Annotated in this window: 16 protein-coding genes; 7 read left to right on the top strand and 9 right to left on the bottom strand. The window is 71.3% G+C overall.

Annotated features, from left to right (window positions below; genetic code table 11):
* Positions 1-566 precede the first annotated feature (566 nt).
* The 4 genes from OG884_RS08560 to OG884_RS08545 all read left to right on the top strand — a co-directional run bounded on the left by OG884_RS08560 (position 567) and on the right by OG884_RS08545 (position 3,153).
* A complete protein-coding gene (locus tag OG884_RS08560) occupies positions 567-1,343 on the top strand; it encodes an AMP-binding protein (RefSeq protein WP_326643861.1) in 777 nt (258 codons plus the stop codon).
* A gap of 86 nt (positions 1,344-1,429) precedes the next feature.
* Positions 1,430-1,741 (top strand): hypothetical protein, encoded by a 312-nt coding sequence (locus tag OG884_RS08555; RefSeq protein WP_326643859.1) that lies wholly within the window; start codon positions 1,430-1,432, stop codon positions 1,739-1,741.
* Between the two features lie 286 nt (positions 1,742-2,027).
* Complete coding sequence (locus tag OG884_RS08550; protein WP_326643857.1) at positions 2,028-2,864, top strand: pentapeptide repeat-containing protein; 837 nt, start codon at positions 2,028-2,030, stop codon at positions 2,862-2,864.
* A gap of 94 nt (positions 2,865-2,958) precedes the next feature.
* Positions 2,959-3,153, top strand: a complete 195-nt coding sequence (locus tag OG884_RS08545) for a hypothetical protein (RefSeq protein WP_326643855.1) — start codon at positions 2,959-2,961, stop codon at positions 3,151-3,153.
* A 443-nt stretch (positions 3,154-3,596) separates the two neighbouring features.
* Here the strand turns inward: OG884_RS08545 and OG884_RS08540 are convergent, their stop codons facing one another.
* Entirely contained in the window at positions 3,597-4,076 is a 480-nt protein-coding gene (locus tag OG884_RS08540; protein WP_326643853.1) for a hypothetical protein, read from the bottom strand.
* A 28-nt stretch (positions 4,077-4,104) separates the two neighbouring features.
* On the opposite strand from OG884_RS08540, the gene OG884_RS08535 reads away from it, so the two are divergent.
* A complete protein-coding gene (locus OG884_RS08535; protein ID WP_326643852.1) occupies positions 4,105-4,323 on the top strand; it encodes a winged helix-turn-helix transcriptional regulator in 219 nt (72 codons plus the stop codon).
* 17 nt (positions 4,324-4,340) lie between these two features.
* Here the strand turns inward: OG884_RS08535 and OG884_RS08530 are convergent, their stop codons facing one another.
* From OG884_RS08530 to OG884_RS08510, 5 genes are all read right to left on the bottom strand, one after another.
* Positions 4,341-5,162 carry an IclR family transcriptional regulator domain-containing protein gene (locus OG884_RS08530; protein ID WP_326643850.1) on the bottom strand — a complete coding sequence of 274 codons (822 nt, stop codon included), beginning with the start codon at positions 5,160-5,162 and terminating at the stop codon, positions 4,341-4,343.
* Positions 5,146-5,568, bottom strand: a complete 423-nt coding sequence (pcaC, locus tag OG884_RS08525; protein WP_326643849.1) for a 4-carboxymuconolactone decarboxylase — start codon at positions 5,566-5,568, stop codon at positions 5,146-5,148. Before pcaC ends, OG884_RS08530 begins: the two co-directional genes overlap by 17 nt.
* Entirely contained in the window at positions 5,568-6,917 is a 1,350-nt protein-coding gene (pcaB, locus tag OG884_RS08520; protein ID WP_326646879.1) for a 3-carboxy-cis,cis-muconate cycloisomerase, read from the bottom strand. The genes pcaC and pcaB overlap by 1 nt, the downstream gene beginning before the upstream one ends.
* Before the next feature lie 142 nt (positions 6,918-7,059).
* Positions 7,060-7,788 carry a CoA-transferase subunit beta gene (locus OG884_RS08515; protein WP_326646878.1) on the bottom strand — a complete coding sequence of 243 codons (729 nt, stop codon included), beginning with the start codon at positions 7,786-7,788 and terminating at the stop codon, positions 7,060-7,062.
* 41 nt (positions 7,789-7,829) lie between these two features.
* Positions 7,830-8,630: a CoA transferase subunit A gene (locus OG884_RS08510; RefSeq protein WP_326643848.1), complete on the bottom strand. Its 801-nt coding sequence runs from the start codon at positions 8,628-8,630 to the stop codon at positions 7,830-7,832.
* Between the two features lie 71 nt (positions 8,631-8,701).
* Here OG884_RS08510 and OG884_RS08505 point away from each other — a divergent pair, with 71 nt between their 5' ends.
* Complete coding sequence (locus tag OG884_RS08505; protein WP_326643846.1) at positions 8,702-10,156, top strand: CynX/NimT family MFS transporter; 1,455 nt, start codon at positions 8,702-8,704, stop codon at positions 10,154-10,156.
* 28 nt (positions 10,157-10,184) lie between these two features.
* On the opposite strand, the gene OG884_RS08500 is transcribed toward OG884_RS08505, so the two are convergent.
* The 3 genes from OG884_RS08500 to OG884_RS08490 are packed head-to-tail and all read right to left on the bottom strand — an operon-like array spanning position 10,185 to position 13,167.
* Positions 10,185-11,258 carry a sensor histidine kinase gene (locus OG884_RS08500; protein ID WP_326643844.1) on the bottom strand — a complete coding sequence of 358 codons (1,074 nt, stop codon included), beginning with the start codon at positions 11,256-11,258 and terminating at the stop codon, positions 10,185-10,187.
* A complete protein-coding gene (gene kaiC / locus OG884_RS08495) occupies positions 11,255-12,769 on the bottom strand; it encodes a circadian clock protein KaiC (RefSeq protein WP_326643842.1) in 1,515 nt (504 codons plus the stop codon). Before kaiC ends, OG884_RS08500 begins: the two co-directional genes overlap by 4 nt.
* Positions 12,766-13,167, bottom strand: a complete 402-nt coding sequence (locus OG884_RS08490; protein WP_326643840.1) for a circadian clock KaiB family protein — start codon at positions 13,165-13,167, stop codon at positions 12,766-12,768. Before OG884_RS08490 ends, kaiC begins: the two co-directional genes overlap by 4 nt.
* 308 nt (positions 13,168-13,475) lie before the next feature.
* Here OG884_RS08490 and OG884_RS08485 point away from each other — a divergent pair, with 308 nt between their 5' ends.
* Positions 13,476-14,129 (top strand): response regulator transcription factor, encoded by a 654-nt coding sequence (locus OG884_RS08485; protein ID WP_326643838.1) that lies wholly within the window; start codon positions 13,476-13,478, stop codon positions 14,127-14,129.
* The last annotated feature ends 2 nt before the right edge of the window (positions 14,130-14,131 follow it).

Here is a 14,131-nt window from a genome sequence, read left to right as displayed (position 1 = left end):
GCACGCTCGGCTCGGGCCACTACATACCTCGGGCTACACATGTGCGGGCGTGAAGATACATCTCGGGATACCTAGTCCGGAGTATGTTCCGGGGCCGCCGCTCGCCGTACGTTTTCCTGGTGTTCGACCGATGACGTCCAGCCTTCCGCACCGTGCCGGTCACAGTTCCGGTCCGGGACGGCAGGTCCACACCATCCCGGACGTCTCGGTCGAGCACGTTGCGGACGTCGCGTGTCCCGGTAGACGGTGAGGTCCCCTCGGAGGGGTGGGGGCCGGAGCCAAGGGCCGCACGCGGCAGCGGGCTCGAGTCGCGCAGGGCTCGGGCCCGCCTTCCGTTTCCGGGACATCGTTTCCGGGACATCGTTTCCGGGACACCGCTTCGGAGGCGCTGTTTTTTGGGGAACTGTTTTCCGGGGGCGCTGCTCTCTGGGGCGCTGCTCTCGGGGGCGCTGCTTTTCCAGGGGAGTGCGGCTCGGGGCGTCACGGGGCGTCACGGGGCCGAATACACAGTCATCTACATACATCTGTCGATGCCCCTGTGGACAGGCCGCCCTACCCTCATCGGAATGAGACCCACCTCGCCGTCCACCAGCTGCACACTCACCGAGGCGGTGTTCGGCTACGCGCACGGGCGAGGTGATCGGCCGGCACTGATCGACCTCGGCGCGGGAACGGTGTACGGCTACCGCCGGTTGGCCGCGGAGGTGACCCGAGGAGCCTCGGGCCTGGTGCGGCGGGGGGCACGGCGGCGTCAGGTGGCCGGGATCCACGTGGACAGCGCGGTGGCCCAGACGCTGGCGGTGCACACGGTCATCGCGGCCGGAGGGGTGGCGGCGCCGATCACCTCGGGGTGTGAGGAGATGGCCGACCTGCTGGCCGAGTGGGAGGCGCGGCTGCTCATCACCACCCCGCGCCTGGCGGACGCCTCGTTGCGGGCCGTGGAGGACTCACGGGTCCGGCAGGTGATCGCGTTCGGCCCGGCCCGCGACACCGTCGACTTCGCCGACCTGCTGCTCCTGGAGCCCGTCCCGCTGCCCTTCCTCGACCCGGCGGTGCAGCCCGCCCTGCTGATCGAGGACGGAGGGGTGCTCACCCACCAGGATCTGATCACGCGGATGGGCCTGCTCGACAGGGGCGCCGAGCTGGAGAAGTCCGACGTCCTCCTGGTGACCTGGCCACTGAGGTGCAGCCTGGCCCTGACCACCCTGATCGGGCTGGCGTTGATGCGCGGCTCCCTGGTCGTCGTGGCCCCGGGCCTCTCACCCGAGGAGCTGGCGGCGACCATTCATGACTTCGGCGTCACCGTCGTGGCACTTTCCGACGGGGCGGTCCAGCGCGTCTGAGCTGTTCGCCGGAGCCGTCCCGGTGTTCACGACGGGCCGAAGACGATCCCCACGTAGGAGTCGGCCCGTAGCCGCCGGGCCGCACGGTGGGTCACGCCGTTCGGCTGCGCGCCCTCTCGCCGCTTCGACCATTCGCGCTATGGCTCATCAAGCCGGAGGAGGCCCGGGCTTTCCTCCGGGAGGAGATGGAATACCACCGGGCGCGACTGCGGGGCATGCGGGTCCTGAGGAAGGGACTCGATCTCAGCCGGCCCGCCGACCGGGCGTCCCTGCTCGGCCTCGAAGCCGGCATCCGGCGCCTGGAAGCGATGATCTCCTGGGCGGAATGGGCGATCGATGTGGTGGCGACCTGGCCGGCGGACGCCGACGCCGCGACCGGCGAGAGGGAATCAGGCTGAGGCGCCACCGCCCAGTGCGGCTGGACGGTTCACTCTATTTTCGTGTCAGACCCGTACGGGAGAGGCCTCATGAGGAAGCGTCGAGGGCCGGTGAGCGGCCGATCAGGGAGTCGCCCAGGGGGGTGCGGTGGTAGAGGACGGTGCGGCCGGAACCGTGGTAGGAGCCTTGGCGTATGCGGGGCGCTCGCCGCCGGCCAGGACGGGCTCGGAACATCGGGCGGCCTGCGGTCGGCGAGAATGGAGATTCGTTCGGAACGTCCCACCTCGCGGTAGGAGATCATCTACGTTGTCCCAGAAGCGCGAAGTCCCCTCGGCCGTCGGAGACAGTGCCCGCCTGCGGGCCGACTGTGCGAACTGCTTCGGGCTGTGCTGTGTCGCGCTGCCCTTCGCCGCCTCGGCCGATTTCGCGATCGACAAGGACGCGGGGAAACCGTGCGTGAACCTGCGGGCGGACTTCCGCTGCGGCATCCACGCGAACCTCCGCGAGCGGGGCTTTCCCGGCTGCACGGTCTTCGACTGCTTCGGCGCGGGACAGCAGGTCTCCCAGATCACCTTCGGCGGACAGGACTGGCGGCAGGCTCCGGGCACCGCCGGGAAGATGTTCGAGGTGTTTCCCGTCATGCGGCAGCTCCACGAGCTGCTCCGGTACCTGACCGAGGCACTGGCGCTGCCGCAGGCCCGCCCCATCCACGATGATCTCCGTCACGCGCTGGACGACACCGAACGCCTCACGCACGGCAGTGCGGAAACGCTCGCGAAAACGGACGTGGCAATGGTCCGTCAGGGTGTCAACGCCCTGCTGCTCCGCACCAGCGAGCTGGTACGGGCCGAGGTGCCCGGCCGCAAGAAGAATCACCGGGGAGCCGATCTCATCGGGGCCCGGCTCAAGGGCGCCAACCTGCGGGGGGCCAACCTGCGCGGGGCCTACCTCATCGCGGCCGACCTGCGGAACGCCGACCTGCGTACGGCCGACCTCATCGGGGTGGACTTCCGTGACGCCGACCTGCGCGGTGCCGACCTCACCGGGAGCATTTTCCTCACCCAGGCCCAGGTCAACGCGGCCAGGGGAGACGCCGCGACCAAGCTGCCCGCCGCACTCACCCGCCCCGCGCACTGGTCCTAAGCAGGGAGTTCCCCCGAGCCCCGGGGGATGAGCCTGGTCGGCAGCTCGACCCTCTCGGGAGTGCCGTGGTCGCCCGACAGGCGGCGGCGACAGCGTGGCGGCGATCCGGCAGTGGGCCGCCCGGACCTCGCAAGCGGTGTTGGAGCGGCTGGGTGCCTACCGTGATCCGTTCACCGGCCGGTTCACCGTGCCCAGCGAACGGACCTTCCGCCGGGTCCTGGCCGAGCTGGACGCCGACGCGCTGGACGCGGCGATTCCACCGCCGCCAAACACGGTGTCGACGTCATGACGACGATCCGCGACGCGTTACTGGGCCGCGCCTGGATGCCGCCCGACCCGGCATCGACCTGACCCCGGTTACCGTCCGCGATGACTCATCTTTAAGGACGATCACATAGCGCGAGCATGCAACCCCGGAATGCGCTGGACGTGAATGCTTACGACAAGAGACGATGCGAGAGGTATTAGCCCCACGCGAGGACACGGTGATCAACGAGCGGGGCCAGGGACATCGCCGCGCTCCTACGTAGCCCCATCGGGCCAGGACGCCGTCGGCAGCCCTGGGGGTCCCCGACCGGCGTGGGGGCATGAGATATCTCCTGGCTCCCACGGCCGTTGTCCGGTTGCGGGGGGTCGGTGCTGGTCATGGTGTGGGCCAGGGCCGGTTGCCACATCATCCAATCGGCGTCGCCTTCGGTGATCGAGTGGTGAAGGTCGTCGATGAGCTCCGGGTCAGGACGTGGTGGCCCGTACCGCGTCGGCCGGCGATGTGCCGGGCCGGCCGATCAGGCGGCCGAGGTCGTCGCCGGGGGTGTCGAGGTCGCCGCGCGCGGTGGCCTCGTCCAGGGAGGCGACGAAGTGGGCGGTGCCCTCGTCGAGGCCGGCGGACTGGAGGACGCCGGCCAGTTCGGGGACCGTGATGTCGCGGTACACGACCTTCGTCCCGGTCACCTCGGTGATCGTCGCGGCGAGCTCCTCCATGGTGAACGGTGTGCCGCCCAGCTCGTAGACGGCGTTGTCGTGCCCCTCGTCGGTCAGTACGGCGGCAGCGGCGGCGGCGTAGTCGGCCCGGGTGGCGGCGGCGATCCGCCCGTCGCCGACGGCCCCGAGGATCTCGCCGCGCTCAAGGTACTGGCCGAGTTGACCGGTGTAGTTCTCGGTGTACCAGCCGTTGCGCAGCAGGGTGAACGGGACGCCGGACTCGCGCAGCACGATCTCGGTGGCCTTGTGCGTGGCGGGTGTGAGCGAGAAGATGCTGGCGCAGACCCTGCAGACCCTTGAACGGGACGGCATGGTCACCCGCGAGGTCCTCACGGTGATACCCGCCCGGGTGGAATACTCCCTGACCCCTCTCGGAGCCCGTGTCGCCGAGCGCCTGCGCGACCTCGCGGACCTACTCGAAGGCTCCGTGGGCGAGATCGGCGCGGCGCGCGAGGCGTACGACAGCCGCCAGGCGTGACCGCGGGCGGGAACGACTCAGGACGTTTCTCTCCAGGATGTCCGGGTGGTGCTTCCCGCCATCCCGGCCGCGTGTAGATCGGCCTCAGCCCGGGCGGCCGCCGCGAGCAGCGAAGGCAACAGGTCACGGCGGGCGGACTCGGGGGTCGTACGGCTCGCGTGGGAGGAGATGTTCATCGCGGCGGCCACCCGGCCGGAGCGATCGCGGATCGGCACGGCGATCGAGCGCAGCCCCTCCTCCAGCTCCTGGTCGACCATCGCCCAGCCCTGGGAGCGGACCCTGTCCAGCTCGGCTCGGAGCGCATCGGAGGTCGTGATGGTTTTTGGAGTGAACCTGCGCAGTTCGGCGCGTTCCAGGTAGGCGTCCAACTCGTCCGGGGGCAGCCAGGCGAGCAGCACCCGGCCCATCGAGGTGCAGTGGGCCGGGAAGCGGGTGCCGATGTTGATGGTCACCCGCATGATCCGGGTGGTGGCCACCCGGGCCACGTAGACGACGTCCTCGCCGTCGAGCACGGCCACCGACGCCGACTCGCGCACCTCGGTGACCAGCCGTTCGAGGTGCGGCTCGGCCATCTCGGGCAGGGAGAGGCCGGACAGGTAGGCGTATCCGAGGTCCAGGACGCGGGGGGAGAGCGCGAACAGCCGCCCGTCGGTCCTGACGTAGCCGAGGTCGACGAGCGTCAGCAGGAACCGCCGGGCCGCCGCCCTGGTCAGGCCGGTCGCGCGGGCGACCTCGCTGAGCGTCAGCTCGGGGCTCGTCGCGCTGAACGCCTTGATCACCGAGAGCCCGCGCGCCAGCGACTGCACGTGGTCGGAGCCGCGGTCAACCGGTTCGATCATCGCCGTCCTCCTCGTTCCGATCGAACTCCAGTGCCGCCCGTGCCACCGCGAACGCCCGGTTCGCGGCGGGTACGCCAGCGTAGATCGCGGTCTGCAGCAGCACCTCCTTGATCTCCTCTTCGGTGAGACCGACGCGGAGCGCGGCCCGCACGTGCATGGCCAGTTCGTGCTCCTGCCCGAGCGTGGCCAGCATGGCGAGGGTGATGCAGCTGCGGGTGCGCCGGTCCAGGCCGGGGCGGGTCCAGATCTCCCCCCAGGCGTACCTGGTGATGAAGTCCTGGAAGTCGGCGGTGAACGGGGTGGCGCTCGCGGTGGCGCGGTCCACGTGCTGGTCACCGAGCACGGCCCGGCGCGTCGCGTCCCCGGCCTCCCAGCCGTTCGTGTCCCTGGTCTCACCCGTGCTCATCACATCTCCTCGGGCGTGGGGCGTCGGCCGCTGTTCTCGTGGGCGGCGAGCGCCCGGTCGACGAAGGCGGCGGCGGAGCCCAGGGCACCCGCCGGGTCGAGGGCCGCGTCGATCTCCTCGGCGGTCAGCGAGACGCCGGGATCGGTGAGCAGGACCTCTCGCAGCGCCAGGCCCTCGGCGGCGGCGCGGGCGCAGGCGGCGTCCACCAGCCGCCGGTGCTGCGGAGTGCCGCCGAGCCGGACGACCACCTGCTCGGCCATCAGCAGCCCCCGGGTCGCGTCGAGGTTGGCGCGCATCCTGGCGGTGTCCACGGTCAGGCCCTCCAGCACCTCGCGTAGCCAGCAGGCGGCGCTGCCGGTGAGCCGGAGCAGCTCGCCCAGCGTCTCCCACTCGGCCTGCCAGGGGCCGGCCGCGCGCTCGTGCTCGGCGACCATGCCGCCGAGGAGGGAGGCGACCAGCCCGGGTACCCGCTGGACGCAGGCGAGTACCGACATCGAACCCACCGGGTTCCGCTTGTGTGGCATCGCGCTGGAGGTACCCCGTCCGGGCCCGGTGGGCTCGGCGACCTCCGCCACCTCGGTCTGGGCCAGCAGCTTCACATCGTTCGCGATCTTGCCGAGCGTCCCCGCGACGGTGCCGAGCGCGCAGGCGAGCCGGACGACCGGGGTCCGGTCGGTGTGCCAGGGAACGACCGGCTCGGCCAGGCCGAGCTCGGCCGCGAGCAGCGGCGGCACCTCGTGGCCCCGCTCGCCGAGGACCGACAGGGTGCCCGCCGCCCCGCCGTACTGGGCCGGCAGCGGCACCCGCGCCAGCTCGGTCCGGGAGCGGTCCAGCGCGCTCAGCCAGCCCGCCACCTTCAGCCCGAACGTGATCGGTACGGCGTGCTGGCCGACCGTACGGCCGGCCATGACGCTGCCGCGGTGCTCGGACGCCAGTCGCGCGCACGCCCCGGCGCAGGCGGACAGGTCGGCCAGGACCGGGGCCAGGGCGCGGCGGGAGAGCAGCATCGCCGCGGTGTCGTTGATGTCCTGGCTGGTGGCGCCGTAGTGCACGAACCGTCGCAGGCCGGGCTCGACCCGCGCCCGCAGGGCGGCGACCAGGCCGATGACGGGGTTGCCGCTCCGGGCCGCCCCGGCGCCCAGCTCGGCGAGGTCGTAGAGCTCGGGACGGCAGGCCGCGGCCACTGCCGGGGGCACCTCGGCGGGGACCAGCCCGATCCCGGCCTGCGCGGCGGCCAGCGCGGACTCGACGTCCAGCATGGCGGCCAGCCACGCGACGTCCGACACCTGTGCGGCGGCCCCGCCCCTGGCGAACATCCCGGAGAACAACCCGGCGGCGGGAGCGGACATGGTCACCTCCGGATGGTTCGAATGTCGTTCACGGCGGACCAGAAGCCGACGCCCCCGGGGACGGCGGCGAGTCCCACACCATCCTCGCCGCCCCGGGGGCGCGACCTACCCGGTGCCGCACGCCTCACGCGCGGCGCGTCCTTCACGGCTTCCCGCCGGTGAGAGTGCGGAGGGCGGCGAGCTCCTCGGGGGCCGGGGGCGCGGTCTCGCGGAGACCGGGAGCGGCGGCCAGCGCCCAGCCGGTGGCGGCGCGGGCCTCGTCGAGGGTGACGCCGGGGTGCAGGTGGGTGAGGACCAGCTCGCAGGTGTCCGGGTCGGGCTCCAGGATGCCCAGGTCGGTGATGATCGTGCGGGGGCCGCTGCCGCGCAGGCCGAGGCGCTCGCGGTCGCCGGGCCCCGAGCCGAAGCCCACGGAGGTCACGAAGTCCACCCGGTCGACGAACGTGCGGCGGCTCTGCCGCACGACCACCGTCACCTCGCGGCAGGAGGCGGCGATCTCGGGGGCCCCGCCCGCGCCGGGCAGCCGGACCTTCGGGTCGTCGTAGGGGCCGATCACCGTCGTGTTGATGTTGGCGAACCGGTCGATCTGGGCGGCGCCTAGGAATCCGACGTCGATCCGGCCCGGCTGGAGCCAGTAGTTGAAGATCTCCGGCACGCTGACGACGGCGTCGGCGGTGTCGGCCAGCGCGCCGTCCCCGATCGACAGGGGCGGCCGGTCGGGTTTGGCGCCGATGGTGCCGGACTCGTAGATGAGGACCAGGCCGGGGGCGTGCGTACGGCGGGCGAGGTTGGCGGCGACGCTGGGCAGGCCGATGCCGACGAAGCATGAGCCGCCGTCCCGCAGCCGCCGGGCCGCGGCCACGGTCATCATCTCGTCGGAGGTGTAGCCGGTGCTGTGGGAGGGGGCGGTCGTCAAAGCACGTGCTCTCTCATCCAGGCCGCGAAGGTCTCCCGGTCGCGGCTGATCTCGTCCCAGGCGAGGTAGAAGTCGTTGTCGCGGCTGGAGTACCCGGCGCTGTAGGAGGGGTGGGAACCGCCGGGGGCCTCGGAGACGTGAGTGATCGCCCAGCCGGGCAGCACGATCGCGCCGGGGCGCGGCTCCAGCTCGTCGACGAGCTCCTCCACGGTGACCAGCGAGCGGCGGGCGGCCAGGACCGCCTCCTTCTGCACGCCGGTGATGCCCCAGAGCTGCACGTTGCCCCGCCGGTCGGCGCGCTGCGCGTGGATCACCGCGACGTCCGGGTTGATCGCCGGGACCGCGGTCAGCTCCTCGCCGGTGAACGGGCAGGTGATCGGCCTGATGTCGGCGGTCCTGCCTGGCAGGTCGGTGCCCCGGTAGCCGCGCAGCACCGCGAAGGGCAGTCCCGAGGCTCCGGCGACATAGGCATTGGCGATGCCGGCGTGGCTGTGCTCCTCGATCTCCAGGGGACCCGGCCAGTGGTTCTGCACCGCGTCGCGGAAGCGGTGCAGCGAGCCCACCCCGGGGTTGCCGCCCCAGGAGAAGACCAGTCTGCCGGCGCACCCCATCCCGATCATCTGGTCGTAGATCAGGTCGGGGGTCATCCTGATCAGGGTGAGATCGCGGCGTCTCTGCCGGATGATCTCGTGCCCGGCCGCGTAGGGGATGAGGTGGGTGAAACCCTCCATCGCCACGCTGTCGCCGTCGTGTACGAGCTCGGTCACCGCCTCGGCGAGCGGAACCACCGTGGCCATCGCGCCCCTTTCGCGGCTGTTCGATATGCGAACGACTGTTCTTTGGGTGAACATACTGACTCTTCGTTCGGATGGTCAACCCGGCGGCCGGCGTGGACGCCACCCCCATCCGCCTCGGCAAGTCCACGAGGTTCTTCGACCGCACGCCGGCGGCCGAGCTGTGGACGGCCCTGGGCCAGACCGGCTGGGGGCGCCCGGCCCGGCCATCGCCTGCTGCGCGGCGGTGCCGGTCGGGAGGCATGCCCCCTTCTCACAGGCCACCGAACGGGCTGTGGGAAGGTTGGCCAATAGTCGAGCGGGGGGTCGGTGTGTCGCGGGTGTCGCGGGTGGTGCTCATCGCGGGCTTCGTGCTCGCCTCGCTCAACCTGCGGCCCGCGCTGGCGGGCGTCTCCCCGGTGCTGGACGAGATCATGGGCGACCTCGGGCTGAGCGCCGCCGGGGGAGGAGCGATCACCACGGTCATGGTGGTCTGCCTGGGCGTGCTGGGCCCGCTCGCCCCGCTGCTCGCCCGCCGTTTCGGCCTGGACCGCACGCTCATGGCCGGGCTGCTGATCCTGGCCGTCGGGGTGGCGCTGCGCAGCGCGGGAAGCGTCCCCGCGCTCTACGCGGGAGCGGCCGTCGCCGGCACGGCCATCGCCGTCATGAACGTCACGATGCCCGGCGTGGTCAAGCAGCACTTCCCGGCGCGGGTCGGCCTGTTCACCGGGGTCTATGTCTCCGGCCTGGTGCTGGGCGCCGCCGCGGCCTCCGGGCTGGTGGTCCCGCTGGAGCGTGCCACCGGATACGGCTGGCGCGAGGTGACCGCGATGGCCGCGCTCCCGGCGCTGGCCGCCGCAGTGCTCTGGCTGCCCCAGGCACTGCGCCGCCCCGCCCGCTCCGAGGTCGCGCCCAGACCGTTCGCGCCGCTGCTCCGCACCCGGATGACCTGGTACGTCACCGCCTACATGGGCCTGCAGTCGCTGACCTTCTACGTCATGCTGGCCTGGCTGCCGACGATCTTCAAGGACGCGGGGCTCCCCGCCGACCAGGCCGGATACCTGCTCGGCCTCACCAACCTGGCCCAGGTGGCGGCCACCTTCACGGTCCCGATCCTCGCCGGGCGCGCGCGGTCGCAGGTGCCGTACGTCACCGCCGCGACCCTCCTCACGGTGGCCGGATACCTCGGCGTGCTGTTCGCCCCGGCCACCCTCCCGTGGCTCTGGATGATCGTCCTCGGGGTGGGGCAGGGCGCCTCGATCGCGCTGGCCCTGCTCATCATCGCGCTCCGCGCCCCCGATCCGGTCTCGGTGACCGCGCTCTCGGCCGTCGCCCAGTCCGTCGGGTACGTACTGGCCGCGCTCGGGCCGCTCCTGGTCGGTGCGCTCTACCAGTTCTCCGGCGGCTGGACGCTGCCGCTGCTGGCCGGGCTCGGCGCCTGCGGCCTGCAACTGGCGGCCGGGTTCCCAGCGGGGCGACCGGTCCCGCAGGCCGATACGGGCGCCCCGCCGGGAACCCGGCCGGACGAGGACTCCCCCTCCCCGGCCTGACCCGTCGCCACCCTGGGATCGGCGGAGCTCAGGACATCGGCTCTCGTCGCAGACGCAGGCAGAAGCAGGCGCCCCCGTCCTTGCCGGGTTCGTACCAGGCGTCGCCGCCGTTGCCCTGGGCGAGGCTGCGGACGATCCAGAGTCCCAGCCCCGTTCCCTCTGTCCTCTGCTCAACCCCCGGCTCACGGCTGAAGCGCTCGAACAGCCGGGGCACGAAATCCTCCGGTACGCCCGACCCCCGGTCACACACCCGGACCTGGACCCAGCCGGGCCGCCCGAACGCGGACACCTCGATCGGCGGGCGCCCGTAGGCGAAGGCGTTCTCCAGGTAGTTCTCCAGCATCGCCGAGAACTCCTTGCGATCGACCATGGCCACCAGTTCGGGACTGCAGGACAGGTGCACCTCCTGGGATCGCCCGTCCAACTCGCCCAGCCGTTCGAGGATGAATTCGAGCACGGGGACGCTTTCCAGGGAGGCGGACGCGCCCTTCGCATCGATCGTCGACGCGGCGAGGAGCTTCCGGACCAGCCCCTGGAGGCGGGCCGTACGGTCGGCGATGCGGTCGACGATCTCGGCCCTCTGCTCCTCGGCCAGCGCGACCAGGCGGTCACGCAGCACGTCCACCAGCACGCTGATCGTCGCAAGCGGATTGTGGAGCTCGTGAGCCGCGATCGCCACGGCGACGTTCTGGCGTTCCAGGGCCGCTTCCATCTCTCGCTCGTCGTGCCTCTGGCGTGTGACGTCGCGGAATGTCGCCACGTAGAGGCGCTCGCCCTCCAGGGTCGTGGCGGTGATCCGCATCTCGACCACCCGCCTGCCCCCGCCGGGCAGTATCAGGTCGATCCCGGTCGCCGCGCCGACGACGAGGGGGAAGCCGAACAGGGTGCCGATGAGTTCCTCCGCCGGGCGGGCGAAGAGTTCCGCGGCGGCCGGGTTGCAGAGCCGGATGACGCCCTGCTCGTCGACCGCGATGATCCCGTCCGCCGAGGCCGACACGATCACCTGGTTGATGTTGCCCGGAGATCCCGCGTCGTCGGGCCGCCTCGGCCCGGAGCCCACGGCGGGCCTTCCCTCGGCTGAGGGATCCCCTTCGATCCTCACTCCGACGGTCCTTCTGTCCCCTCGGATCCGGGTGCCCACAGGGTCGCGGGGCTGATGTCCCCGGCGAGGATCTGGGAGACGCCCCGCAAAGGCTCACCAATGTGCATGCCGGTACCGTCGATCGTCACCTCGCGAATGCCTTGGTCGTGGGCGGAACCCCGCGTCTGGAGTACGGCGATCGCACGCTGGATCTCCCCGACGCGCTCGACGTACTGGAGCAGGACCCAGACATCGGTGAAGCCGGCGATCTCCGCGGTCGTCGGGGTGCCCGTTGCCATGAGCCGTCCCGTGGGTCTCGCGGTGAGAAGCGTCGTGATCTCGCTCTGGCGGAGGACCGCTCCCAGCGCGATGACGAAGTCGAGCAGGGCCCGTGGCGTGACGACGCGTTCGAGCGCGGACAGCGTGTCGATGACCAGCCGACGGGGCCCGAACTCCTCGATGGCCCGCCTGAGCTGGAGAAAGTGATCCTCTGGCGACGCCACCTCCGGGTAGTCGGCGATGACCCGGAGCAGACCCGATGCCTGCATGGATCTGATGTCCAGGCCCCAGCCGTCGGCGTTGCGGAAGAGCTGCTCACGGGTCTCGTCGAAGGTGCAGAACAGGCTGCGCTCGCCCGCCTCGAACGCGCTGGCGGCGAAACGCAGACCCGCCAGCGTCTTGCCCGTGCCGGTCGGGCCGGACATCAGGACGATCGCGTCCCGGTAGAAGCCGCCGCCGCACATCTCGTCCAGCTCGGCGTTGCCCGACGAGACACGGTCCGGTGACGCGCGGCCGGAGGACACCAGGAACGCGAGGGGGACGACCACGATCCCGTCCCGCGGGTCGACGGTGAAGAGCCATTCCCCGGAACGGTGCGGGGCGCCGCGGAACTTGACGATCTCGACGGTACGGCTCCGCCGCCCCTGCCGCAGGACGTTGCGCAGGATGATGACGTTGTCCAGCACGAACTGTTCGACCCCGTAGCGGGTCACGCCGTCATACTCCGCGGGCCGCTCCGCGGTGAGCACCGAGGTCACCCCGAGCGTTTCGAGGACGGCGGCGATCCGGACCAGCTCGTGGCGGATGGTCTCGACGCCGGTGAAGCGGGTGAAGATCGCGCCGAGTGAGTCGAGCGCGACACGGCGGGCTCCGGTCTGGCGGACCGCGTGCTGGATGCGGGCCACCAGCGCGCCGAGGTCGTAGGACCCGACGGTCGGAGCCTCCTCGCCGATGCCCGTTGACGCGTCGACGAACGCCCACTTCCCCTCGTCCTCCCACTGCTCGATGGGGAAGCCCAGCGAGGCCGCGTTACGCCGGATATGGCTGGATGTCTCCTCGAAGGTGACGAACACCCCCGGCTCGTTGAAGCGCATGATCCCGCGAGCGAGGAATTCGACGGCGAACAGCGTCTTACCGCTGCCGGTCGTGCCGCTCACGAGCGTGGACCGGTTGGCGGGCAGCCCGCCCAGGGCGACATGGTCGAAGCCGTTGATCCCCGTGGGCATCCGCTCGATCGTTCCGCCGCCGCTCATCGCCGCGGCCTTTCCGGGGGCGGTTCCTCCAGGACCGGGAGGCCGAGGGCGACGGCGGCGCGGTTGTGATCGGACAGGTCCCCGATTACCCGTAGCTGCGGTGACGGCGCGAGTCTGATCACCGTCGGAGTGGCCAGGATCCGTCCCTCCTCCGCCAGGTCGGGCCGTTCGGCGGCGTCGACGACCTCGACCTCGTAGGTGCCGGACAGGCGGGCGTCGCAGAGGAACCGCAGGTTCACCTCCGCCGCCTTGGACCGTTCCGTGTTCCCGGCCACATACAGCCTGAACGAGTAGATGGTCACCTGGGAACTCGTCTCCAGCCTGCGCGGATCCCAAACGGGCCCCGCGGGATATGCCGCCGCCCGTGCCCTCTCGGGGGTGAGGAGAGGCCGGGGCACGTACCCGGTACCTCGAATGCTCATGAGTCCCAGCGGTCACACCCGCCGCACGGAGACCCCGTGACCTCCTCCAGCGGGCCTTGCCCGTCGCCCCGCGCCGCGAGTAGCGTCGTGAGCAGGGCCTTTTAACGCCGTTCGGCCTGTTCCCGACCCCTGACTCGCCCGCGAGGCCATGGGCCCGGGTTCGGTCATGATCGGCGAACCGTAGGGCGGCGGGGGCCACCCACGAGCCGGGAGGCGTTCGCGGTCCAAGTGAGCGGTCCAAGTGAGCAGTCCGAGTGAGCGGTCCAAGTGAGCAGGAGCATCCGTTGACCCGAGTCCTCGTGGTGGAGGACCAGCGGGCGCTTGCCGGTGCTCTTGAGATCGCGATCGACGCCCAGCCGGATCTGGACTGTGTGGGAGCCGCTGGAACGGTTGAGGATGCCGTACGCCTCATGAAGGCGCACCACCCCGACGTCGTGCTCATGGACATCCACCTGCCCGACGTCGACGGAATCGAGGGCACGAGGCGGATCAAGGCGGCCTACCCGGAGACCCGCGTCCTCGTTCTGACGGGAGACGCCACTCCTGATCTCTTCACGGCCGCCGCGGCGGTGGGCGCCGCCGGATTCCTCGCCAAGGACACGACGTTCCCGGCCATCCTCAGAGTGATCCGGGCTTCGGTCGACGAGAAGATCATCATGGTTGAGGGCGAGACGCTCGGAGTGCTGCTGCGGAACCCCCCACCCGACACGCCGCCCCGCGACGGTCGTGAGAACCGGGCGGGGCTCACCGCACGCGAACTGGAGGTCCTCGGGCTGATGGGGGAGGGGCTCGATCCCCGAGCGATCGCCGAACAGCTCGTCGTGAGCCTGCACACCGCCCGCGGCCACGTCAAGAACGTCATGGCGAAGCTGGGCGTGCACAGTCAGCTTGAGGCGGTCGTCGTGGCCACCCGGACGGGTCTCCTGCCAGGCCGGTAGGC

It is taken from the genome of Streptosporangium sp. NBC_01755 (assembly GCF_035917995.1).
Classification (GTDB): domain Bacteria; phylum Actinomycetota; class Actinomycetes; order Streptosporangiales; family Streptosporangiaceae; genus Streptosporangium.
Note: the sequence above shows the minus strand (reverse complement) of the source record. Positions and strands in the feature narration are given on the sequence as shown.

What these genes read in the sequence shown, in the direction of transcription:
- pcaC (WP_326643849.1), bottom strand. Translation starts at nt 5,568, where the DNA reads ATGAGCACGGGTGAGACCAGGGACACGAACGGCTGGGAGGCCGGGGAC.
- OG884_RS08515 (WP_326646878.1), bottom strand. Translation starts at nt 7,788, where the DNA reads ATGATGACCGTGGCCGCGGCCCGGCGGCTGCGGGACGGCGGCTCATGC.
- OG884_RS08560 (WP_326643861.1), top strand. Translation starts at nt 567, where the DNA reads ATGAGACCCACCTCGCCGTCCACCAGCTGCACACTCACCGAGGCGGTG.
- OG884_RS08505 (WP_326643846.1), top strand. Translation starts at nt 8,702, where the DNA reads ATGGTCAACCCGGCGGCCGGCGTGGACGCCACCCCCATCCGCCTCGGC.
- kaiC (WP_326643842.1), bottom strand. Translation starts at nt 12,769, where the DNA reads ATGAGCGGCGGCGGAACGATCGAGCGGATGCCCACGGGGATCAACGGC.
- OG884_RS08530 (WP_326643850.1), bottom strand. Translation starts at nt 5,162, where the DNA reads ATGATCGAACCGGTTGACCGCGGCTCCGACCACGTGCAGTCGCTGGCG.
- OG884_RS08510 (WP_326643848.1), bottom strand. Translation starts at nt 8,630, where the DNA reads ATGGCCACGGTGGTTCCGCTCGCCGAGGCGGTGACCGAGCTCGTACAC.
- pcaB (WP_326646879.1), bottom strand. Translation starts at nt 6,917, where the DNA reads ATGTCCGCTCCCGCCGCCGGGTTGTTCTCCGGGATGTTCGCCAGGGGC.